Below are 23,144 nucleotides of genomic sequence, written 5' to 3'. Positions count from 1 at the left end.
TCATCCCTTCAGGACGGCGACACCTCGCGGGGCGAGCCGGACCTCGCGAACCGGCCGCGAAGGGTCGGTCAGCAGGTCCGGCGCGGCGTGCGGCAGGTCGACGGTGACCGGCCCGGTGCCGTGGTTGAGCAGGATCAGGTAAGCGCTTTCTTCGCTGTGCCGGACGACCGCCTGGACGCCCGCCGGAGCCGTCACCACCGGTGTCACCCCGGCTTCCGCGCACACGCGGCCGAGCACCGGACCCAGATCGGGCCGGGTCGCGAGGTACCAGGCGACCCCCGCGCCGAACTCGTGCCGGGTGATCGCGGGCCGTCCGGCGAGCTCACCCGAGCCGAACGACGCGACGGCCGAGGCGCCTTCGAGTTCGATCCACTCCGACCAGATCGTCCCGGTATCCGGTGTCCCGTCGGCGAACGCCAGCTCGACGGGCGCGTCGAGCGGCCAGAACTCGTCGACCCGCAGGCCGAGGACGTCCCGCAGCGGCGCCGGGTGCCCGCCGAGGTACGCGCGATCGCAGCCGTCGACGATCCCGGAGAAGTACGACACGACGAGGTGGCCGCCACTCGCGACGTACGCACGGAGATTGTCCGCCGCCGGCTGCTCCAGCAGGTACAGGTTCGGCACGACGACCAGCTTGTACCGCGAGAGGTCGCGCGAAGGGTGGACGACGTCGCAGGTGACGTTGGCGTCGAACAACGGCGCGTAGTGCGCCAGGTGCGTCTCGAGCTGGTCCAGCGACGCCGGGTGCGAGTCCAGTTCCAGGCCCCACCAGCTCGGCCAGTCGTGCAGCAGGGCGACGTCGGCGCGCACGCGCGTCCCGGCCAGCTCCGGCACCCGGGCCAGTTCCCGCCCCAGCGAAGAAGCCTCGCGGAACGTCCGGGTTTCCCGGCCCCCGTGCGGCACCATCGCCGAGTGGAACTTCTCCGCGCCACCGCTCGTTTGCCGCCACTGGAAGAACAGGACGGCGTCGGCGCCCTGCGCGATCGCCTGCCAGCTGCCGAGCCGCATCGCGCCCGGTGGCTTGGGGCCGTTGCGAGACCGCCAGTTCACCGCGCTCGGCGCCTGCTCCAGCAGCAGCCACGGCTGGTCCTTCGTCGACCGCACCAGGTCGTACGCGAACGCGGCTTCGACGTGGGCGCGCGGGTCGTGGGGGTCCGGGTACGAGTCGAGGCTGACGACGTCCTCGTCCGGTGTCCACGTGTGCCAGTCGAGGGCTTTCTGCACCAGGCCGACGAAGTTGGTCGTGACCGGGACGTCCGGGGTGACCCGCCGCAGCACGCGCTGCTCGGTCAGGAAGCAGGCGAGCGCGGCGTCGGAGGAGAACCGGTGGAAGTCCAGCTGCTGCGCGGGGTTGGGGAACGTCGGCGCGACGCGCGGCGGCAGGATCTCGTCCCACACGGCGTAACGCTGGGACCAGAACGTCGTCGTCCAGGCGGCGTTCAGCTCCCCGAGCGTCCCGTAGCGCTCCCGCAGCCAGCGCCGGAAGTCCGCCGCCGACTCGGCGCAGTAGCAGGCCCGGACGTGGCAGCCGAACTCGTTGCCGACGTGCCACATCGCCAGGGCGGGGTGCCCGGCGTAGCGCGTCGCCAGCTCCGTCACGAGGCGCTCGGCGTGTGCGCGGTAAACCGGGCTGGACGGGCAGAACTGCTGCCGGGCCCCGGGGGAGAGCCGGACGCCGTCGGCGCGCACCGGCAGGATCTCCGGGTGCGTGTGGGACAGCCACGGCGGCGGGGACGCGGTCATCGTCGCCAGGCACACCTGGATCCCGGCGCCGGCGAGGCCCTCCATGACGGCGTCGAACCAGCCGAAGTCGTACTCCCCCGGCCGCGGTTCGACGGCGGCCCACGAGTAGATCCCCGCGGTCACCATCGTGACGCCCGCTTCGGCCATCAGCTCCAGGTCCTCGCGGCGGACCTCCTCGGACCAGTGCTCGGGGTTGTAGTCGGCGCCGTACCGGATCATCAGAGCAGCCCGGCCTCGGCGAGCTTTTCCTTGATCCGCAGCAGTTCCTCGTCGTCCAGGGGCAGCTGCGGCGGCGCCATCACGGCGTTGTCTACGAACCCGCGCAGCTTCATCGCGGCCTTGAACGCCCCGAGCCCGGCCGAGCCGCGGCCCATCCGGCTCGGCGGCGCCACCGACGTGATCGAGAACAGCTTCAGCAGGCGTTCCTGCTCCCGGCGGGCCGCGGCGAGGTTGCCGGACCTGAAGTGGTCGTGGATCAGCACGTACCCGACCGGGTCGACGTTGGCGAGGCCGGGAACGGCGCCGTCCGCGCCCATCGCCAGCGCCGCGTCGACGACGAGCTCGGACCCGGTGAACACGGCGAAGGAGTCGAGGCCGCGGTCGCGCTTGCCGAGCAGCACGGCCCGGAACGCGGCTTCGTCGCCGCTGGAGTCCTTGAGCCCGGCGATGACGCCGTCGGCCGCGAGGTCGAGGACCAGGCCGCCGTCGAGCTTCGTGTGCACCGCGACCGGGATGTCGTAGGCGACGATCGGCAGCGACGTGCGCTCGGCCAGCAGCCGGAAGTGCCGGTCGATCTCGGCGACGTGCGTGCGCGTGTAGTAGGGCGCGGTGACCACGACGGCGTCGGCCCCGGCCGCCTCGGCGGCGCGGATGTGCTCGGCGACCCGCAACGTCGTCATGTCGATACAGCCGGCGAGCACCGGGACGCGGCCGGCGACCTGGTCGACCGCCGTCTCGACGACGACGCGGCGCTGCGCGTCGGGCAGGAAGGCGACCTCGCTGGAGGAGCCGAGGACGAACACGCCGTGGACGCCGGCGTCGAGCTGGACCTCGACGTGGCGCCGCAGCGACTCGGTGTCCACGCTGAAGTCGTCGTGGAACGGCGTGCACAGCGGCGGGACGATTCCGGCGAACTTCGGCATCAGGCGCTCACTCCGGTAGGGGTCTCGGGATGGATGCAGCGGTAGGTGTGCCCGCCCTCGGCCGCGGCGAGCGGCGGCAGCTCGGCCCCGCACTCGTCGGTGGCCTTCGGGCAGCGGGTGCGGAACGGGCACCCGCTCGGCGGGCGGGTCGCGGACGGCACCGGGCCGGTGAGCACGATCGGCTCGACCGGGTGCAGCAGGCTGGGCGTCGCGGAGAACAACGCCCGCGTGTAGGGGTGGCGGGCCGGCGCCCCCACCGGCGCCTCCTCGACGATCCGGCCCAGGTACATCGTGACGATCCGGTCGCTCATCTTCGCCACGGTCTGGATGTCGTGGGAGACGAACACCATCGCCAGCTCCAGCTGTTCGCGCAGGTCGAGCAGCAGGTTGAGGATCTGGGCGCGGACCGACACGTCGAGGGCGGACGTCGGCTCGTCGGCCACCAGCAGCGCGGGCCGCAGGGCCAGCGCCCGGGCGATGGCGACGCGCTGGCGCTGGCCGCCCGACAGCTGGCCCGGCACGGCGTCGGCGACGCTCGCCGGCAGCCCGACCAGGGACATCAGCTCGCGGACGCGGTCGTCGCGCTCGGCCGGCGTCCCGACGCGGTGCACGTCGAGGGGGTCGCGGACGATCTTGGCGACGGCGAGCCGCCGGTTCAGCGCGGTCGACGGGTCCTGGAAGACCATGCCGACCTCGCGGCCGGGGACGAGCGGCTCCCCGCGGAAGCGCACGGCTCCCGCGGTCGGCCGCTGCAGCCCGACGATCACCCTGGCCAGGGTCGACTTGCCGCAGCCGGACTCGCCGACGACGCCGATCGTCTCGCCCGGGTTCACCACCAGGTGGGCGTCGGTCAGGGCGTAGACGTTCTGGTGGCCGAACAGGCCGCGGCCGCGGATCTTGTGGACGACGTGGACGCCGTCGACCTCGAGGAGGTTCACGCCGTGGCCTCCTTTTCGCGCGCGATGCCGACCGCCGGGAAGTGGCAGGCGACGAGGTGGTCGACCGGCTCCCCGAACCGGACCGGCGGCTCTTCGCGGCACTTGGCGCGGGCCGCGGGGCAGCGGTCGGCGAACCGGCAACCGGCCGGGAACTCCGCCGGGGCCGGGACGACACCCTTGATCTGGGTCAGCCGGGCCTCGTTCTCCTCCACCGACAGCACCGCGCTGAGCAGGCCGCGCGTGTAGTGGTGCCGCGGCGACCCGACGACCTCGGCCGTGGCGCCCAGCTCGGCCACCTGCCCGCCGTACATGACGACGACGCGGTCGGCGATCTCGGACACCAGAGCCAGGTCGTGCGAAACGAGGACGAGCGCGAAGCCGAGCTCTTCCTGCAACCGCAGCAGCAGCGCCATGATCTGAGCCTGCACGGTGACGTCGAGCGCGGTGGTCGGCTCGTCGGCGACGATCAGCTTCGGGTCGCGTGACAGCGCCATCGCGATCAGCACCCGCTGGCGCTGCCCGCCGGACAGTTCGTGCGGGTAGGCCCGCAGCGTGCGTTCCGGGTCCAGGTTGACCAGTCCGAGGAGCTCGGCCGGGGTGCGGGTGCCGCCGCGGCGGGTGAACTGCTTGAGCTGGGCGCGGATCGTCATCGCGGGGTTGAGCGAGCTGAGCGCGTCCTGGTAGACCATCGCGATGTCGTGGCCGAGGTGCCGCCGTCGTTCGCCCGCCCGCAGGTTCAGCAAGTCGCGCTGGGCGAACCGGATCTGCCCCGACACCTTCGCCGCCGGTGGCTGGAGGCCGAGGATCGACAACGCCGTGAGCGTCTTGCCGCAGCCGGATTCGCCGATCAGGCCGAGGACTTCGCCCGCGCGGACGCTGAACGAAACGCCGGCCACGACGTCGACGCCTTCGTGGCGGCCCGGGAACGCGATCCGGAGCCGGTCGACCTCCAGGACGGTTTCGCGGTGGTCCAGCGCGCGGGCGGTGCGGGCCAGCCGCTCCCCCGCTTCCCGCAGGCCGGCGATCGGGAGCACGGGCGCGGTGTCGGCGTCGTCGCGGGCTTCGACGGCCTTCGCCACTTCCGCCGCCTTGACCGCCCGGGCCGAGGGCGCGGCCCAGGCGTCGGAGATCCGTTCGGACAGGATGGTGAGCGCCAGCACCGTGATCAGGATCAGCAGGCCGGGGAACAGCGTCGCCCACCAGCCGCCGGTGAGGACCAGGTCCTTGCCGTCGGCGAGGACCGAGCCCCACGACGGGTCCGGTGGCTGGACGCCGGCGCCGATGAACGACAGCGAGGCCTCGAAGACGATCGCGTCGGCCACCGTGACCGTGCAGTAGACGAGCACCGGCGCGGCGCAGTTGACCGCGACGTGGCGGGTCAGCACGAAGAACCGCTTGGCCCCGATGACGCGTTCGGCCGCGACGTAGTCCTCGCCGTACTGGGCCAGCACGTTCGCCCGGATCACCCGGGCCACCGGGGGCGTGTTGAGGAAGCCGATGGCGAGGATCAGCACGAGGATGCCGTGGCCGAACACCGCGACCAGCACCGCGGCCAGCGCGATGCCCGGGAACGCCATGACGACGTCCAGGACGCGCATGATCACCGCGTCGACCCGGCGGTGCGACGTAGCCGCGAACGCCCCGATCACCGCCCCCGACACGAGCGCGAGCGCCACCGCCCCCAGGCCGATGGCGAGCGACCAGCGCGTGCCGGCGACGAGCCGGGAGAAGATGTCCCGGCCCGAGGTGTCCGTGCCGAACCAGTGCGCGCCGCTCGGGCCGCCGGTGTCGGTGCTCAGCGCGTCCGGGTTGTGCGTCGCGACGAGCGTGCCGAGCACGGCGACCAGGAGCAGGGCGCCGAGGATCGCGAGCGCGGGCCAGGCCGCGCGCAGGCGCTTCACGCGTGGCTCCGCAGGCGCGGGTTCGCGATCAGGTACAAGACGTCGACGATCAGGTTGACCAGGACGAACCCGATCGCGATGGTGATGACGAAGCCCTGCACCTTGGCGGTGTCGCCGTCGGTGACGGCCTGGATCATGTTCTGCCCCATCCCCGGCAGCGCGAACATCGTCTCGATGACGACGGCGCCGCCCAGCAGGTAGCCGACCCGCAGGCCGAGCACGGTCAGCGGGGTGACGAGCGCGTTGCGCAGCACGTTGCGCCCGATCACGACCACCGGCGGCAGGCCGCCGCCGCGCGCGGTCCGGACGTAGTCCTTGTCCAGTTCCTCGACCATCGACGTCCGGATCACGCGGGTCAGCTGGGCGGCCACCGGCAGCGCGAGGGAGATCGCGGGCAGCGCCAGCGAGTTCAGCCAGCCGCCGAAGGAGTCGGCCGGGCTGACGTAGCCGCTGGTCGGGAACAGGCCTTGGCCGACGGCGAGCCACTGCACGAGCAGCAGCGCCACCCAGAACGCCGGTGCGGCGACCCCGGCCAGGGTGACCACGCGGATCACCTTGTCCGGCCAGCGATCGCGGAACAGCGCCGACGTCACGCCGAGCACCAGCGCCGTCACCAGCGCGATGACCAGGCCGAGCAGGGTCAGCTGGACGGTCAGCGGCAGCGCGGTGGCGATCGTGTCGCCGACCGGTTGCTTGGTGATCACGCTGGTGCCGAAGTCGCCCTGGGCCAGGTGCCAGACGAAGTGGACGTACTGCAGCGGCAGCGGGTCCAGCAGCCCGTTCTCGAGCCGGAACTGCTGGAGCTGCTCGGCGGTGGCGTTCGCGCCGTCGAACGCGGCCAGCGCCGGGTCGACCGGCGCGAACCGCATCACGACGAACACGAACAGGATCACGCCGAGCAGCAGCGGGATGAGGGCGAGGATGCGGCTCAGCAGCATCCGCACGACGACGGCCACGGATGTCCCCTCCTAGACCGGCTTGGCCTGGTTGAGGTAGATGCCCGGGTAGCCCTGGGCGCGCACGCCGGAGATCGCCTTCGGGTCCCACGCCGTGCCGAGCTGGGTGAACACCACGGGGTAGAGCACGGCCTGCTCGGAAATCCGGTCGAGCAGCTGCTTGGTGAGCGCGGTCCGCTTGCCTTCGTCGGTCTCCGCCGCGGCCTGGTCCTGCAGCGCCTGCAGGGATTGCGCGTCGGGGCCGGTGAAGCGGGCGTACTTGGCCGTGAGGATCGACTTGGCGTCGTAGTAGTAGCGGATCAGCAGGTCGGGGTCGTTGCCGAACTGCATCGGGTTGTTGGTCGTCGCGACGACCTGGAAGTCGGTGCCGGCGTCGAGCTTGGAGAACAGCGCCTTGGTGTCCTGGGAGTCCAAAGTGGTCCGGACGCCGATCGCGTCCCAGCCCTCCTTGATCACCTTGACGCAGTCGGCGACCAGCGAGGTGTTCGTCGTGGACAACGTGACCGCGAGGTCGCTGACACCAGCCTGCTGCAAGAGCTGCTTCGCCTTCTCGGGGTTGTAGGCGAAGTCCTGCGACGCCGGTTGCGAAGACGGGAGCTTCGGGTTGATGAACGACGTCGCCGGTGTCCCGGCGCCCTTCAGCCCGATCTCGACCATCTTCTTCTTGTCGATGGCGTAGTGCAGCGCCTGGCGGACGAGGTTCTGGTCGAACGGCGCGTGCGCGGTGTTGAAGAGCAGGAAGAGGTTGTTGCCGCCGTCGGCGAACTCGACCGTGCGGCCGGCCTTGCGGAGCTGCTCGGCGTTGGCGGCCGGGATGTTCTCGGCGATCTGCGCGTCGGGCTTCGCGCCCGAAATCGCGGCGACGCGCGGGGCGGCGTCCACGATGGACTTCCACAGCATCTTGTCGTACGCGGCCGGGCGGGGTCCGTTGTAGGCGGCGAACTTCTCGAAGCTGGTGTGGCTCAGCGGAGCCTGCTCGACGACCCGGTACGGGCCGGAGCCGACGACCTTGCCGCCCTTGGCGTCGTCCCACTTGCCCTCGAAGACGTGCTTCGGCACGATCTTGCAGCACTGGATCCGCTGGAGCGCGTACGGGAACGGGAACTTCAGCGCGAACGCCACCGAGCGGTCGCCGGTCTTGCGGACTTCCTTCAGCCACGTGGAGAAGAAGCTGTGGATCAGCACGTTCTCCTTCTCGTCGAGCGCCCGCGCGTAGGTGAACACGACGTCGTCGGCGGTGACCGGCTGCCCGTCGTGCCACTGGGCGCCGTCTCTCAGCTCGAACTCCAGGCTGGTGCCGGTGGCGTCCGGAAGCGCCTTCGCCAGGCCGGGGAACGGCGTCCGGGTGACCGGGTCACCCTCCACGAGGGACTCGTAGCAGTGCAGGATCGCGGCCATCGAGAACGCGGACGCGGTCTGCAGCGGGTCCCACGTCTGGTTGTTGCCGTAGCCGATGACGGCGGTCAGCGAGCCCGCCGAGCTGCCGGTCTTGTTGGTGGACGCCGGGCCGCCGCACGCGGCGAGCACGGTGGGGAACGCCAAGGCCGCCCCGGCGAAGGTGCTGTAGCGCAGCAACTGGCGGCGGCTGAGCGACGGGCTCTGGGACATCGCTGTCTCCTGCGGGCCTCGAACGGTAGGACGTGGGACGTCCTATGACTGGCGTGAGCCTAGGATGGCTTCGCGTGCCGGTCAACCCTTCTGGACGTATGACGTAGGATGTCCTCTCACGACGCATCCGGGGAGGACAGCAGTGGCCCGTCCGCAGCGCAGCGAAGAGATCACCAAGCGCATCATCGACCTGATCGTCGAGCGGGAACTCCCGCCGGGCGCGCCCATGCCGACCGAGCTGAGCCTGATGGAGGACATCGGCGTCAGCCGCAACTCGATCCGCGAGGCGATCAAGGCGCTGCAGGCGCTCGGCATCGTCGAAATCCGCCACGGCTACGGCACGTTCGTCGGGTCCGCCGGGTCGGAGTCGCTGCAGACGTGGCTGCTGTTCCGCACCCGCGCGCGGGGCGCCACCGACGTCGGGCGGCTGCGCGATCTCCTGGAGGTGCGGGAGATGCTCGAAACCGAGCTGACCCGCCGCGTCGCCACCGACCACCGGCCCGGACTGGTCGAGGAACTGCAGGCCTGCGTCGCGCGGATGAAGCGCAAGGGCCCGGACGCCGCGGAGGCCGACCGCGAGTTCCACGACCTCATCTGCGCCGAGGCCGGGTTCGACCTCGCCCGCGAGCTCACCGGGTTGTTCTGGGACGTCTACCGGATCGCCGAAAGCGAGCTCGGCGGGCCGGCCGGGTCCCCGTCCGCCACCGCGAAGCGGCACCAGGCGATCGTCGACGCGCTCGTGCTGCGCGACGCCGACGCCGCCGCCGAAGCGGTGCACCGGCACTTCGACGAGGTCCGCAAGCGCGCGAAAGCGGGGCCGTACGGCGGTTTCGGCGTCGCCCGGCCGGTGCCGGCGCTCCGGTCCTGACTGTGCGTCGTTGAGCCGATCGAGGTAATTCGCGCCAAGATCGAGAACCGGTCTCAACGCCCCGGACCACCGGCTCGTCGGTAGTGGTGATCAACCACCACACGGAGGTGCCAGTGCGAAGAACTTTGTCCGTCCTGGGGGTCGCGCTCGCCGGGCTAGTGGGACTCGCTCCCCCACCGGCCGGCGCCGCGGCGCCCTCAACGTCCGCCACCCTGATCACCGGCGAGCGCGTCAGCGTCCGGACCACCGCCGACGGCCGGTCCCTGTTCGACGTCCGGCCGGCCGCGGAGAAGGGCATGGCGCGGGCGCTGGTGCACCTGCGGCTCGGCGACCGCGACTACGAGGTCCCCGGCACCGCGCTCCCCTACCTCGGACGCGGGCTGGACCTGAACCTGTTCGACGTCGGCGCGCTGCTGGCCGGCGCGCCGCTGCCCGCCGACCCGGCGACGTTCGGGCCCGCGCTGGCGAAGCAGTTCAAAGAGGACAACGCGCGCGGGCAGTTCGGCGGGCAGGGGCTCTTCGCCGGCGGTGCGCGGTTCGCGCTGCCCGGGGCGCGCCCGGCCGTCCGGCCGCGTTCGGTGATGCGGACGGTGTCGGTCGACGCCACCGACATCGCCGGCCACCCGGCCGACACCGGTGTCGCGTTCCTCTACAACACCGACGACGGGAACCTCCTCGCCCCGGACGAAAGCCTCAACTACTTCTCGGGCGGCACGGCGAAGTTCAGCGTCCCGGACGGGAACTACAGCGCGCTCGGCCTGTTCTGGACCGCCGACGCCGACGGCAACCCGACGGAGCTGCGGTTCAGCGCGCAGCCCGAGTTCGCGGTCAAGGCGGACAAGACCGTCCGCGTCGACGCTTCCCGCGCGTCGAGCAAGCTGACCTGGGTGACGCCGCGGCCGGCGCTGCTCGACGACACCGGGTTCCTGTTCCGCCGCGCGGCCAAGACCGGGCCGGCACTGCTCGTCGACTTCGACGCCGGGCCCGGCGTGCCGATCGCGGTGTCGCCGACGGCCGTCCCGGTGAAGACGGGCGCGCTGCAGACGTACCCGTACAGCAGGCTGGTGTCCCCGCCGGGGCCGGGCACGCCGTACGAATACGTGCTGCAGAAGGCGAGCACCGGCACGATTCCGCAGCAGCGGTACGTCATCACGGCGAAGGACGTCGCCGCGGTGGACTCGACCTACTTCAGCGAGTACTCGTCGCTGGGGTTGCGCCAGCGCAGCGGGATGTTCTCCTTCGAAGACGTCAGCGGCCGTGTCTCGCACCCGATCCAGCTGCCGCGCAAGCAGGTCGAGTACGTCTCGGCGGCGCCGGACCTGCGCTGGTTCGGCGGGTTCTCGAAGTACGTCCTGCCCGGGCCGTTCCCCGGCTGGGCCGGCGGCCAGTACGAGCCGTTCCACGCCTACCGGGGCGGCTCGGCGGCCACCGAGGAGTGGAACCGGTTCCCGCTCCACCCGGCGGGCGAGGTCGCGCTGCTGCCGCTCGACGACGGCAGCGCCCCGGTGGCGCCGGCCGCGACGAGGGCCGGAGACCTGCTGCGGCTGTCGATCACGCCGTTCAGCGACAACCAGCCGGGGCACACCGGGCTGGGCTTCTACGGCGAGGCCAGGGACACCGTCACCGGGCACTACGCGCTGACGCAGGACGGCACCACGATCGCCGAGGGCGACCCGGCCGGGAACACCGAGCTCACCGTGGAGCAGCCGGTGGCGGCCGGGCCGTCGACCCTGGGGCTGACGGTCGACGCCGGGCGCACCGGGCCGATGTACCGCCAGAGCACCGCGACCCGCACCGAGTGGACGTGGAAGTCCCGGCACGTCGAGGGCGCCCAGCTCCCGGCGGCGCTGGTCTGCCTGCGCCTGCGGGGTGGCGTCGACCGGTCGTGCGCGGTCGAGCCGATGCTGACCCTGGGGTACGCCGTCGGCGGGCTGCGACCCGACGGCTCCACGGTGTCCGGGCCGCAGAGCCTCGACCTGAGCGTGGGGCACCTGCAGCAGAGCACGGCTTCGCCGATCACGGCGGCGACCGTGCAGTACTCGCTCGACGGCACCACCTGGCTCGACGCGACGGTGACCCCGCGCGACGGCGGCGTCTTCCACGCGGACTTCGCCGCGGTCACGGAGGCCTTCCGCGGCACGGACGTCTCGCTGCGCGTGACGGCGTCCGACGCGGCCGGGGCGACCGTGGCCGAGACGATCACCGCCGCCTACCACGTCTACCCGGTCTGAGGGGAATGTCCACAGTGCACAGATCACTGATCGGCGTGCTGAGCGCCGTCCTGGCCGTCGCGTTCGCCCCGGCCGCGACCGCGGCTCCGGCGCCGCGCGCGGCGTGTCCCGAGCAGCCCGGGGTGGCGCGCTGCCTCACCACGTACACCCCGGGTGCGGTGCGCGCCTCGGCCGACGGCCCGGCCGGCTGGGGTGCCGACGACCTGGCGTCGGCCTACGGGCTCCCGGCCACTCCGGGCCCCGAGACGGTCGTCGGCATCTCGATCGCCTTCGACGCCCCGAACCTGGAGGCCGACCTGGCGGCGTACCGGGCGCAGTACGGCCTGCCGCCGTGCACGGCGGCCGACGGCTGCTTCCGCAAGGTCAACCAGCAGGGCTTGGCGGCACCGCTGCCGGAGCCGAGCTTCGGCTGGGCGCTGGAGTCCACTTTGGACGTCTCGATGGTGTCGGCGGCGTGCCCGTCGTGCCGGCTGCTGGTCGTCGAAGGGAACTCGCCGGGATTCGCGGACCTGGCGGAGACGGAGGACACGGCGGTCCGCCTGGGCGCCTCGGTGGTGTCGAACAGCTACGGCGCCCGCGAAGGCGGCGCGCCGCTGGCGTTCGCGAGCCACTACCAGCACCCGGGCGTGGCGGTGGTGGCCTCCTCGGGCGACTCGGGTTTCACGGCGGCGAGCTACCCGGCGGTCCTGGCGACGACCATCGCGGTCGGCGGGACGTCACTGGCCCGCGACCCGTCGACCACCCGCGGCTGGACGGAGTCGGTGTGGCAGTACGGCGGCAGCGGGTGCTCTGCGTACATCGCGAAGCCGTCGTGGCAAAAGGACACCCATTGCGGCAAGCGAACGGTGGCCGACGTCGCCGCGGCGGCGGCGGACATCGCGATCCACTACACGGACGCGGGTGGCTGGCTCCCGGCGAGCGGCACGAGCGCGTCGGCGCCGTTCATCGCGGGGCTGATCGGCCGGTCGAGGCACGTCCCGGCGCCGTCGGGCCTGTACGCGAACGCGTCCCGGTTCACGGACATCACGACGGGCCACAACGACCCGGCGGGCGCGGGCAAGAAGTGCGGCGGCGACTACCTGTGCGTCGCGGGCCCGGGCTATGACGCCCCGACGGGCGTGGGAGTCCCGAACGGCCTGACCGGCTTCTGACCGGCGGTCGTGAGCGGTGATCCGGGCCGGAACCCGGTGTCCTGTTTCAGGACTTCGTGAACAGATGTGTTTCACGACCTCGTGGACAGTTTGTGGTCGGTGAGGCGTTGGTAGCGTACCGAGCGGTCTAGCGTGAGCTGGCGGGCGACGGTGTCACCGATCATCACGGTGACACGGTCGCCCTGCCAGTAGAGGGTCGCGAAGCGGCCCGCCCAGGCGCGTCCGAGGACGATGGAGCAGCCGGAAAACGCGATCACGCCGGTAGCGGAGACAGGCCGGGTGGCGACGCCGCCGGCCCGGCGGGGACCGGTGGCGGGGGTAGCTTTGGCGCGGGCGTCGTAGCGTTGCTGGGGTGTCAGCCCGTCGAGGCTTTGGTGACGGCGGTTGTTGTAGCAGGTCCGGTAGTCCTCGAGCAGGTCTTGCAGCGCGGTGAGAGTGGCGGCGGGTGGTCGGGCGGCGAGCCATTTCTGCAGGGTCTGGTGAACGCGTTCGTTCTTTCCGCAGGTCTGCGGGTGGTGCGGGGTGGAGGCGATGCTGGTGACCCCGAGCCGGGCGAGGTGGCGTTCCAGTTCGACCATCCAGCCGCGGTGTTTGCCGGTGAAGGCCAGCCCGTTGTCGGACAGCAGTGTGACGGGCAGGCCGTAGCCGGCGAAGGCCTGCTGCAGCGCGGCCCAGGTGCCGGCGGTGGTTTCGCCGGTCGCAGCGTAGGAGCCGACGTCGAGGCGGGAGTGGTCGTCGAGGATCTGGATGATGCAGACCTTGGTGCCGTCGGCCAGGTAGTGCTCCATGCCGTCGATCTGCCAGCAGCCGTTGGGGTCGGCGTATTCGAAGCGGCGGCGGGTGCGGGGTTTCTTGCGGGGCTGGGCCACGATCTGGCCGTGGGCGCGCAGGATCCGGTAGATCGAGGACGGGGACGGCACGGGAGTGGTTCCGTTGTCCTCGAGGTGCCAGCGGATAGAGATCGGGCCGTTGTCGAGGCCGTGCTCGGCCAGTTCCTTGCGGGCTCGCAGCACCGCCTCGGCCACCGGAGCGGCCAGGGCGGCCGGGTGGTGGCGCGGGGCGGTGCTGCGGCGGGTGAACCCGTCGGTGCCTTCGGTCCGGAACCGGGTCAGGTACTTGTGGAACACGCCCCGGGACACGCCGTGTTCGCGGCAGAACCGTGCGATGTTGACCTTTTCGCCTGCGGCGGCGCGTGCGACTGCGGCGACGAACTCAGGATCCATCGAAAACCCTGCTCTGCCCATCGTCGCATGATCACCACGGAAGTCCTGGTCATCATGCTGACAGGCCGGTCAGTGTTCACGATGTCCTGAAACATCAACTGTTCACGATGTCCTGACCTCAAGCACCGGGCCGGAACCCGGATCACCGCTCACGGCCCCGGGCGGCACAGGCCCCGTTCGTACGCCAGCAAGCCGGCTTCGGTCCGGTGCGTGCACCCCAGCTTCCGCACCACCCGGTCCACCAGGCTGCGCACCACCGGCTCCGCCACGCCCAGCCGCGCCGCGATCTCCGCGTTCGACAGCGCCGAACCGATGCCGATCAGCACTTCCCGCTCGCGCGCGGACAGCCGGTCGACCGCCGCCAGCCGCTCGTCGCGCGGGCCGGACAGCCGGGTCGCGGCCGAGACCAGCCGGCGGGACGCGTCCGGGGACAGCACCGCGTGACCGTCGGCCGCCAGGCGGACCACCTTGATCAGCTCGTTGCGCCGGGCCGAGCGCAGCACGTACCCCGCGGCCCCGTCGCGCAGCGCGCGCAGGATCCCGGCGTCGGAGTCGAACGTCACCAGCGCCAGCACCGCCGGGCGGCGGAACACCGGCCCGAGCGGCCCCAGCCGCAGGTCCAGCAGCACCACGTCCGGCAGCAGGCGGCGCAGTGCCGTCCGGGCCGACGACGCGTCCGAGGCCGAGCCGATCAGCTCGATGCCGTCCGCCTCACCCAGCACGGTGCTCAGCCGGGCCCGCACCGCCGGGTCGCGTTCGGCCAGCAGGGCCCGGACCGGTGGCGGGGGCAGCACCGTCAGTCCTGGCCCTTGGCCCGCAGGCGGATCAGCGGCAGGTCGGTGCGCGAGGCGCCCACCAGGTCACGTCCGCCGGGGCCGCGCAGCCGCAGCTCGCGGAACCGCACCGAAGAGAGCTGCGCCGCTTCGATCGGGTACACGTCGCCGTAGCGCTTGATCTTGTCGACCAGTTCCTTGCCCAGCAGCTCGACCAGCCCCGCGTGGCGCGTCGAGCCGCCGCCGAGGGGCACGTCGAGCTGCTTGCGGACTTCGGGGAACCGCTGGTCCAGCTCGACCGCCAGCTGGTGGATGGTCACGTAGGCCGGGCCGAGCTCCGGCGCGTCCGGTCCCGGTGGGATCTCCTTCAGCACCTTGATGAGCTTGTCATCCATCCCGAGCCTGTCCCACAGCGTCACCGCCGCAGGTCTACCAGAGGACCGGCACGCGGTCCACTCCCCCGGTGACCCGGTTCGTCCGCACTTCCAGCTCGTCGACCGGCACCGCGAGCCGCAGCCCGGGGAACCGGCGGAACAACGAGCCGAACACGACGCGCAGCTCGGTGCGGGCCAGGCTCGCGCCGATGCAGAACCAGCCGCCGTGGGCGAAGGCGACGTGCGAGTTCGGCTTGCGCCCGGCATCGAACTCTTCGGCGTGCGGGAACGCGGCCGGGTCCCGGTTCGCGGCCGCCAGCGCCAGGACGACCGCGTCGCCGCGGGCGACCCGCACGCCGCCGAGGTCGACGTCGTCGTGCGCGTACCGCAGGACACCCAGACCGCCCGGCGCGGACAGCCGCAGGATCTCCTCGACCACGCCGTGCACGAGGCCGTCGGGGTCGGCGACCAGGGCGTCGCGCCGCGCGAGGTCGGTGAGCAGGAAGAGGACACCGAGGTCGATCCGGTTCGAAGTGGTTTCGTGGCCGGCGAACAGCAGCCCGGCGGCGAGCCGGGCCAGGTCGTCGTCGGCGAACGCGGGGTCGTCGGCCTGCGCCCGGACCAGGTCCGAGACGACGTCCTGCCCGGGGGCACGCCGCTTCGCCGCGGCGAGCCGGCCCATGTAGGCGGCGAACTCGTCGAGGGCGGCTTCGGCGCCGGACCCGATGTCCATCCGGCCCATCCGCTCGGACAGCACGCGGAAGGTGTCGCGGTCTTCGTACGGGACGCCGAGCAGCTCGCAGATCACCAGCACCGGCAGCGGGAACGAGAGGTGTTCGTGGAGGTCGACCGGCTCGTCGCCGTGCCGGGCGCGTTCCATCGCGGCGAAGCAGCCGTCGGCCAGCTCCTGCACGTGGCCGGCCAGCCGCCGGATCCGGTTGGCGGAAAAGGCGGGCACGAGCATCCGGCGCATCCGCGCGTGCTCGACGTGCTCGGTTTCGTGGTCGCCTTGCGGCCGGCTGAGGATGGCGGCGTCCGACAGCGCGGACGCCTCTTCGGGCGCGGGGTGCGAGCGGCCGAAGCGCGGATCGGTGAAAACGGTCCGGACCTCTTCGAACCCGGTCACGAGCCAAGCCGGATCCCCGGCCGGGGTGGTCACCGGCACGACCGGCCCCTGCCGGCGCAGCACCTCGAACAGCGGCGCGATCTCCAGGACGTTCGGCCGCTCGAACGGCAGGCGCGGGGTGTCCGTGGTCGCGGTCATCGGGTCTCCTCCCGGCGCGCGGCCGGCCGGGCGCGGGCGGGCCGGTCGCCGGCCGCACCCCCCGGTCCCCCTGCGTTCCACGGTACTCAGGAACCCGGGCCGGAGCGGGGATCGCCCGGTTCGCCGCCCCTTCGGGCCAACGCCCCCGCGCCGCCGGTCCCCGCCGGAGGACGATCCGGCTCGTGGACCGGGCCGTAACGGGCGTGGGGTGATCGGGCCACCCAGGCCCAGAAGCGGTCGCCGTAGGACCAGTGCCACCAGCGGGCCGGGTAGTTGACCAAACCGGCGGTGACCAGCGCTTCGGCGAGCAGCCGCCCGGTCTTCGGGTCCGGCGGCGGGATCGGGCCGGCGCAGCAGGCGGGCAGCGGCAGCGCCTCGTCGTCCGCCCCGGACAGGGTGAGGTCCACGGCACCGCCGGTCGGGTGCGGGGCCACCGCGGGCGGGATCGCGCACCCGGGTGCGCAGGCCGGGTGGTGGCCGGGCGTCCGGTACCCGTCGACGATGAGCAGGCGGACGTCGCGGGGCAGCAGGCTCTGGGCGGTCACGAGGCGATCGACCAGCCCGTGCCGGAGCCAGGTGGGTCCGGCGACCCACAGCGGGGCCGACGTCCGGACGTCCACCAGCTCCTCGCCGCTGTCGCGGATCGGGATCCGGGCGAGGCGCGGATCGAACGGCGGCACGGTCATCGGGGCATCTGGAGGGGGCACCGCTCCACGGTCGCCCACCGGGCTGCAGAAACCCTGCAACCGGATTACAGCGACGTCAGCTCGCCGTATTCGCGGGCCCCGTAGGCGCGGAAGGTCTCGATGGCCTCGGCCAGCGCGGCCTTCGCCGCCGGCTGGTCGCCCCTGGCCTCCTCCAGCTGCGCGATGTCGCGCAGGGTGCGGGCAGCGAACAGGAAGGCTTCCTGCTCGCGGAAGGCGGCCAGCGCGGTGGTGAGCCACCGGCTCGCCTCCTCGAACCGGCCGGCGGCGAGGTCCAGCTCGCCGAGGGTGCGCATGACCATCGCTTCGGACCAGCTGTCGCCTTCCGCGCGGTGGGCGGCGAGGGTGGTCTCCAGCGGTCCTCTGGCCTCGGCCAGCCGGCCCATCCGCAGGTGGGTCTTGGCCAGTCCGCGCCGGCAGAACCCGACCAGCTTCTCGTCACCGAGCGCGCGGAACAGCGCCAGCGCGCGGGTGAAGGTCTCCTCGGCCTCGGTGAGCCGGCCGCGGCCGAGGTGGGTCAGGCCGATCGTGCGCAGCGTCAGCGCTTCCCCGCGTTCGCTGCCGGCCCGGCGGTACGCCGCCAGCGCGGCGGCCAGCGCGGCGTCCGCGGCCGCGAAGTCGCCGCGCTCCAGGTGGACCGAGCCGATCAGCCGCTCGCAGTGGCCGGTCGCGCGGTCGTCGTCCAGGCTCCGGCACACCGTGGCCGCCCGGTCCAGGAAGTGCTCGGCTTCGGGCAGGTAGCCCTGGTCCCGGCAGGCGAGCCCGAGCGCGGTCAGCGCGGCGGCCTCGCCCCGCGCGTCCCGCAGGTCGCGGAACCGCTCGACGGCGTCGGTCAGGTGCCGGCGGGCCTCGGCGAACCGGTCCTGCTCGTACCGGAGCTGGCCGACCTGCGCCAGGAGGACCGCCTCGCCGGGCCGGTTGCCCGCGGCGCGGGCGGCGGCCAGCGCGGCGCCGTGCGCGCGGTCCCACAGGTCCACGACGCCGTTCAACGCGTAGCCCGACGCGCACAGCACCGACGCGATGGCGACGGCCGGCCCGTCGAGCCCCGCCTCGGCGGCCCGCTCCACGGCGAGCACCAGCGACGCCTGCTCGATGTCGAGCCAGCCGCGGGGATCGGTCAGCGCGGTGCCGAGCACCTCGGGGTCGACCGGGCCTGCCTCGGCCGTCGTCAGCGGGATCGCCCCGGAGGTGACGTGGTCGGCGACGTGGTCCCGCAGCCGGTCGAGCACGGCGGTCCAGCCGCCGGCGACGCGCGCGGTCGAGGCCACCAGGTCGGTCCGGGACTCGTGCCGTTCGGCCTCCTCCCGGGCGTAGATGCGAACCAGGTCGTGCAGCCGGTAGCGGACCTGGCCGGTGTCGTCGACGAAGGTGTAGTCGACCAGGTGGGTGTCGACGAGGTGCTCGACGACCTCCTCGGCCGTGGCGATTTCGACGTCGAGCGCGCAGGCCACCACCCAGGACCGGAAGTCGGCCAGGCCCAGGTGCCCGAGCCGGCGGAGCGCGGTCCGGGCGGCGGGGTCCAGGTTCCGGACGCTCAGCTCGATGCTCGCGCGGATCTGCTGGTCACCGGCGGACAGCTCGGTGAGGCGGCGCCGTTCGTCGGTCAGCCGGGTCGCGAGCAGCCGCGCGGTCCACTGCCGGCGGGTGGCCAGGCGCGCGCCCGCGACGCGGACCGCGAGCGGCAGGTTGCCGCAGCAGGCCACGATCTCGGCGGCGGCGTCGGGCGCGCCTTGGATCCGGTCCGCGCCGGCGATCCGGGACAGCAGCGCGGTCGCTTCGCCCGCCGAGAGCAGGCCCACGTCGACGAGGTGGGCACCGGCCAGGCCGGCCAGCCGGGTGCGCGAGGTCACCAGGACCGAGCAGGTACCCGTGCCGGGCAGCAGGGGCCGCACCTGCGGCTCGCCGGCGGCGTCGTCGAGGACGATCAGCACGCGGCGGCCGGCCAGCGCGGTGCGGTAAGCGTCCATGCGCTCGTCGGGGTCGTCCGGGATCGCGCCGCGGTCGGGCTGCAGGGCCCGCAGGAAGCGGCCGAGCACCTCGGTGGGCGACGCCGGCATGCCGGTGGTGCCCCGCAGGTCGGCGTGGAGCTGCCCGTCCGGGTAGGCCGCGGACACCCGGTGCGCCACGTGCGCGGCCAGTGCCGACTTGCCCACCCCGCCCGGGCCGAGCAGGGCCGCGACCACCGGTCCGGGCCGGCCGCCGGTCAGCACTCCGGCCAGCTCGCCCACCAGTGCGTCCCGGCCGGTGAAATCGGCCGCGTCGGGCGGGAGCTGGCGCGGCACGGCCACCCGGCCCCCGCCGCGGGCCGCCGGTGCCGGCTCGGGGCGCGCGGACGGCTCGGCGGGCGGGCCGAGCAGGGCCGGGTCCGACCGCAGGATGGCTTCGTGCAGCCGGGTCAGCTCGACCCCCGGCTCGATGCCCAGCTCGTCGACGAGGACCTCGCGTCCCTGCCGGAAGACCGCGAGGGCGTCGGCGGTGCGGTCCGCGCGGTACAGGGCGAGCATGAGGTGGCCGCGCAGCGACGCCCGCGTCGGGTGCTGCCCGATCAGGACGGTGAGCTCGCCGATCAGCTCGTCCGTGCGGCCGAGTTCCAGGTCGGCGGCGATGCGGGCCTCGATGACCGCGAGCCGCTGCTCGTCGAGGCGGGCCGCCTCGCCCGACAGGACGCGGCTGCGCACGCCGCCGAGCGCCGGCCCGCGCCACAGCGTGTCCGCGGCCCGGAAGGCGTTCGACGCCTCGCGGTACCGCCCTTCGGCCGCGGCTTCCCGGCCCTCCGCGGCGAAGACCTCGAAGCGGTGCCGGTCGAGGCTCTCGGCGCCGAAGCGAGCCGAGTAGCCCGGCGCCGCCGTGCGGATGATCTCCGTGCCGGCGTCACCCAGCGCCCGGCGCAACGTGGACACGTAGGTCTGGATCAGCGCGCGGGCGGTCGACGGCGGGTCGTCGTCCCAGATGATGTCGACGAGGCGGTCCGTGGCGATGATCCGGCCCGGCTCGAGCAGCAACGCGGCCAGCAGCGTGCGGGTCTTCGTGCCCCCCAAGGCCAGGGTGCCGGTTTCGTCGGCGACCTCGACCGGTCCGAGCAGCCGGAACTCCATCCCCGCCCCTGTGTCTCCCCCGAGATGTCCCGGCGGACCCTACCGCCCGGCAAGGCCGCCGGAAAACCGCTGTATGGCGGCTACCGGCGGATTTGCAGAGAACCTGCAGCGCGGGTCCCGACGCTGGGCCCATGACCACGAAGACGATCGCCCGGCTCACCGTCACCTTCGCCACCGCGGCCCTGACCGCGGTCTCGCTCGCCGTCCCGGGCACGGCGCACGCATCGACCGTCAACGGCCCGGTCTCCCGCCAGGAGGTCCTCGACCGGGCGCAGTACTGGGTGGACAAGGGCTACACCTACACCCAGACCGGCACCCACGTCCCCGGACCGGACGGCGGGCAGACCTATCGCCGGGACTGCTCGGGACTCGTCTCGATGGCCTGGCACCTCGGCTCGAGCCTGATCACCAACGAATTCCTCAGCAAGGCGCAGAGCGGCAACGGGATGCACGTCGTCGCCCGGGACGCCCTGCGCCCCGGCGACGCGATGGTCCGCGACAGCGACGGCAGCGGCCCGGACGGGCACATCGAGCTGTTCGCGTTCTGGAAGAACCAGAACGACCACGGCCAGGGCGCCTACGTCTACTCGTTCAACTCCACCGGCCAGACCGTGCAGAACCCGTACAAGGTCAACAACTCCGGCAACCTCGGGTTCGACTCGTGGTCCGAGGTCACCTCCTACACCGCCATCCGCTACGACCGCGTCGTCGAGCAGTCGTCCGCGGCCAACGGGGTCGCGGCCGGTGACGTGACCGGGGACGGCCGGGCCGACCTCGTCGCCCGCAAGCCCGACGGGTCGCTCGTGCTCTACGCCAACGGCGGCAGCGACACCTCGCCCTACGGTACCGCCGGCCTGATCGGCACCAGCTGGGACGGCTTCAGCTGGTTCCAGTCCGGCGACGTCACCGGCGACGGCAAGGCCGACGTCGTCGCCGCGAAACCCGACGGGACGCTGTGGCTCTACACGCACGGCGGCGACAACACTTCGCCGTACAGCACCGGAACGCTGATCGGCTCCGGGTGGGCGCAGTTCAGCCACGTGACCCTGGCCGACGTCACCGGGGACGGCCGGGCCGACCTCGTCGCCGCCATGCCCGACGGGTCGCTCTGGCTCTACGCCAACGGCGGCAGCGACACCGCGCCCTACAGCACCGGGACCCGGATCGGCGCCGGCTGGGAACAGTTCACCTGGATCCTGGGCGGGGACGTCACCGGCGACGGCCGCGCCGACCTCGTCGCGGTCAAGCCCGACGGCACCCTGTGGCTCTACACCAACGGCGGCAGCGACACCGCGCCCTACAGCAGCGGCAGCCAGATCGGGGCGGGCTGGGCCCAGTTCGACCGCATCCAGCTCGGCGACGTCACCGGCGACCACCGCGCGGACCTCACCGCCACCAAGCCCGACGGCACCCTGTGGCTCTACACCAACGGCGGCAGCGACACCGCGCCCTACAGCAGCGGCATCCTGATCGGTTCCGGCTGGCAGCCCTTCGCCTGATCCCCCTTCTCACCACAGGAGCTCACCATGCGCAAGTACCTGCTGGCGGTGCTGGCCGGAGCGGTCCTCCTCGGGGGAACGTCGCCCGCGATCGCCGAACCCCTGACGGACAAGCAATCCGACACGGCGAACGGGTTCGCCGACGCCGCTCGCGAACCGGACGCACCGGCCGCACTCGCCGCCGGCCTGCCCTCCGGCTACACCGTCAACGGCATCGACGTCTCCAGCCACGACCACTCGGGCGGCAAGACGGTCGACTGGGCGAACCAGAAGGCCGCCGGCGACGAGTTCGCGTTCGTCAAGGCGACGGAAGGCACCGGCTACACCAACCCGTACTTCGACCAGGACTACCACGGCGCCAAGAACGCCGGGCTCTACACCGGCGCCTACGCGTTCGGCCGCCCGGACCTCGGGAACGCGGTGGGCCAGGCGAACTACTTCGCCGACCACCTGCAGTGGGCGGCGGACGGCCGGACGCTGCCGCCGTTCCTCGACCTGGAATGGCCCTACAGCTCGCTGAACCTGCCCGACTGCTACGGGCTCGGCCAGAGCGACATGCGGGCCTGGATCAGCTCGTTCCTCAACCAGGTCAAGGCCCGCATCGGCCGCGCGCCGATGATCTACACCAACGTCAACTGGTGGAACCCCTGCACCGGCAACAGCACGGCGTTCTCGGGGTACCCGCTCGACATCGCCAGCTGCAACCCGTCGCCGCCGTCGGTGCCAGGCTGGGGTACCAAGTGGACGTTCTGGCAGTACGACATCGACGCGTGCGGCCGGGGCGCGGCCCACGACTCCAACGTCTTCAACGGTTCGCTCGCCCAGCTCGCCGCGCTCGCGGGCGGTTCGGGCGGCGGCGCGAACGGAGTCGCCGCCGGCGACGTCACCGGGGACGGCCGGGCCGACCTCGTGGCCCGCCGGCCCGACGGGTCGCTTTCGCTCTACGCCAACGGCGGCAGCAACACGTCGCCGTACAGCAGCGGCAGCCTGATCGGCACCAGCTGGGAAGGCTTCAGCTGGTTCCAGTCCGGCGACGTCACCGGCGACGGCAAAGCCGACCTCGTCGCCGCCAAACCCGACGGGTCACTCTGGCTGTACACCCACGGCGGCGACAACACCTCGCCGTACAGCACCGGGACGCTGATCGGCTCCGCGTGGCAGCAGTTCGGCCACGTCACCCTCGCCGACGTAACCGGCGACGGCCGGGCCGACCTCGTCGCCGCCAAAGCCGACGGATCGCTCTGGCTCTACCCCAACGGCGGCGGCGCCTCGCCCTACAGCACCGGCACCCAGGTCGGCGCCGGCTGGGAACAGTTCACCTGGATCCTGGGCGGGGACGTCACCGGCGACGGCCGGGCCGACCTCGTCGCGGTCAAGCCCGACGGGACACTCTGGTTGTACGCCAACGGCGGCAGCGACACCGCGCCGTACAGCAGCGGCAGCCAGATCGGTGGGGGCTGGGCCCAGTTCGACCGCGTCCAGCTCGGCGACGTCACCGGCGACCACCGGGCCGATCTCACCGCCACCAAGCCCGACGGAACCCTGTGGCTGTACACCAACGGCGGCTCCGACACCGCCCCGTACAGCTCCGGCGCGCTGATCGGCTCCGGCTGGCAGACCTTCGCCTGAGCCGAGCCACGCCGCTGCCCCCGGCCGCCGCCGGGGGCAGCGGCT

The 23,144-nt window shown here is 72.7% G+C and carries 17 protein-coding genes; 5 read left to right on the top strand and 12 right to left on the bottom strand.

Annotated elements, in window-relative coordinates:
- The 6 genes from AB5J73_RS31820 to AB5J73_RS31795 are packed head-to-tail and all read right to left on the bottom strand — an operon-like array spanning nt 1 to nt 8,288.
- Nucleotides 1–1,962: a beta-galactosidase gene (locus AB5J73_RS31820; RefSeq protein ID WP_370962377.1), complete on the bottom strand. Its 1,962-nt coding sequence runs from the start codon at nt 1,960–1,962 to the stop codon at nt 1–3.
- Nucleotides 1,962–2,885: a dihydrodipicolinate synthase family protein gene (locus AB5J73_RS31815; protein ID WP_370962376.1), complete on the bottom strand. Its 924-nt coding sequence runs from the start codon at nt 2,883–2,885 to the stop codon at nt 1,962–1,964. The genes AB5J73_RS31820 and AB5J73_RS31815 overlap by 1 nt, the downstream gene beginning before the upstream one ends.
- The gene (locus AB5J73_RS31810; protein ID WP_370962375.1) at nt 2,885–3,823 is read right to left on the bottom strand and encodes an oligopeptide/dipeptide ABC transporter ATP-binding protein; all 939 of its coding nucleotides are present in this window, start codon (nt 3,821–3,823) and stop codon (nt 2,885–2,887) included. Before AB5J73_RS31810 ends, AB5J73_RS31815 begins: the two co-directional genes overlap by 1 nt.
- Complete coding sequence (locus tag AB5J73_RS31805) at nt 3,820–5,724, bottom strand: dipeptide/oligopeptide/nickel ABC transporter permease/ATP-binding protein (protein WP_370962374.1); 1,905 nt, start codon at nt 5,722–5,724, stop codon at nt 3,820–3,822. Before AB5J73_RS31805 ends, AB5J73_RS31810 begins: the two co-directional genes overlap by 4 nt.
- Nucleotides 5,721–6,680, bottom strand: coding sequence for an ABC transporter permease (locus AB5J73_RS31800; RefSeq protein ID WP_370962372.1), 960 nt, complete (start codon nt 6,678–6,680; stop codon nt 5,721–5,723). Before AB5J73_RS31800 ends, AB5J73_RS31805 begins: the two co-directional genes overlap by 4 nt.
- A gap of 12 nt (nt 6,681–6,692) precedes the next feature.
- Complete coding sequence (locus AB5J73_RS31795; protein WP_370962371.1) at nt 6,693–8,288, bottom strand: ABC transporter substrate-binding protein; 1,596 nt, start codon at nt 8,286–8,288, stop codon at nt 6,693–6,695.
- Nucleotides 8,289–8,430: 142 nt separating this feature from the next.
- Between AB5J73_RS31795 and AB5J73_RS31790 the strand changes: the two genes are divergently transcribed.
- The 3 genes from AB5J73_RS31790 (at nt 8,431) to AB5J73_RS31780 (ending at nt 12,538) form a co-directional block, all read left to right on the top strand.
- Complete coding sequence (locus AB5J73_RS31790) at nt 8,431–9,156, top strand: FadR/GntR family transcriptional regulator (protein ID WP_370962370.1); 726 nt, start codon at nt 8,431–8,433, stop codon at nt 9,154–9,156.
- A 113-nt stretch (nt 9,157–9,269) separates the two neighbouring features.
- On the top strand, nt 9,270–11,387 hold the full coding sequence (locus AB5J73_RS31785; RefSeq protein ID WP_370962369.1) for a hypothetical protein: 2,118 nt from the start codon (nt 9,270–9,272) through the stop codon (nt 11,385–11,387).
- Nucleotides 11,388–11,401: 14 nt separating this feature from the next.
- On the top strand, nt 11,402–12,538 hold the full coding sequence (locus AB5J73_RS31780; protein ID WP_370962368.1) for a S8 family serine peptidase: 1,137 nt from the start codon (nt 11,402–11,404) through the stop codon (nt 12,536–12,538).
- A gap of 71 nt (nt 12,539–12,609) precedes the next feature.
- Here the strand turns inward: AB5J73_RS31780 and AB5J73_RS31775 are convergent, their stop codons facing one another.
- The 6 genes from AB5J73_RS31775 to AB5J73_RS31750 form a co-directional block, all read right to left on the bottom strand.
- Nucleotides 12,610–13,761 (bottom strand): DDE-type integrase/transposase/recombinase, encoded by a 1,152-nt coding sequence (locus AB5J73_RS31775; RefSeq protein ID WP_370962367.1) that lies wholly within the window; start codon nt 13,759–13,761, stop codon nt 12,610–12,612.
- Between the two features lie 149 nt (nt 13,762–13,910).
- Nucleotides 13,911–14,555 carry a DNA-binding response regulator gene (locus tag AB5J73_RS31770; RefSeq protein ID WP_370962366.1) on the bottom strand — a complete coding sequence of 215 codons (645 nt, stop codon included), beginning with the start codon at nt 14,553–14,555 and terminating at the stop codon, nt 13,911–13,913.
- Nucleotides 14,556–14,557: 2 nt separating this feature from the next.
- Nucleotides 14,558–14,929 carry a hypothetical protein gene (locus AB5J73_RS31765; protein ID WP_370962365.1) on the bottom strand — a complete coding sequence of 124 codons (372 nt, stop codon included), beginning with the start codon at nt 14,927–14,929 and terminating at the stop codon, nt 14,558–14,560.
- A 34-nt stretch (nt 14,930–14,963) separates the two neighbouring features.
- Nucleotides 14,964–16,172: a cytochrome P450 gene (locus tag AB5J73_RS31760; protein WP_370962363.1), complete on the bottom strand. Its 1,209-nt coding sequence runs from the start codon at nt 16,170–16,172 to the stop codon at nt 14,964–14,966.
- Between the two features lie 86 nt (nt 16,173–16,258).
- Entirely contained in the window at nt 16,259–16,858 is a 600-nt protein-coding gene (locus AB5J73_RS31755; protein WP_370962362.1) for a hypothetical protein, read from the bottom strand.
- Nucleotides 16,859–16,923: 65 nt separating this feature from the next.
- Nucleotides 16,924–19,971 (bottom strand): BTAD domain-containing putative transcriptional regulator, encoded by a 3,048-nt coding sequence (locus AB5J73_RS31750; RefSeq protein WP_370962360.1) that lies wholly within the window; start codon nt 19,969–19,971, stop codon nt 16,924–16,926.
- A 131-nt stretch (nt 19,972–20,102) separates the two neighbouring features.
- Between AB5J73_RS31750 and AB5J73_RS31745 the strand changes: the two genes are divergently transcribed.
- Both AB5J73_RS31745 and AB5J73_RS31740 read left to right on the top strand, forming a co-directional pair.
- Nucleotides 20,103–21,470, top strand: a complete 1,368-nt coding sequence (locus AB5J73_RS31745) for an FG-GAP repeat domain-containing protein (protein ID WP_370962359.1) — start codon at nt 20,103–20,105, stop codon at nt 21,468–21,470.
- Nucleotides 21,471–21,497: 27 nt separating this feature from the next.
- Complete coding sequence (locus AB5J73_RS31740) at nt 21,498–23,099, top strand: GH25 family lysozyme (protein WP_370962357.1); 1,602 nt, start codon at nt 21,498–21,500, stop codon at nt 23,097–23,099.
- Nucleotides 23,100–23,144 lie beyond the last annotated feature (45 nt).

The organism is Amycolatopsis sp. cg9, from assembly GCF_041346945.1.
Taxonomy (GTDB): domain Bacteria; phylum Actinomycetota; class Actinomycetes; order Mycobacteriales; family Pseudonocardiaceae; genus Amycolatopsis.
This window is presented reverse-complemented; position numbering and strand designations above follow the sequence as displayed.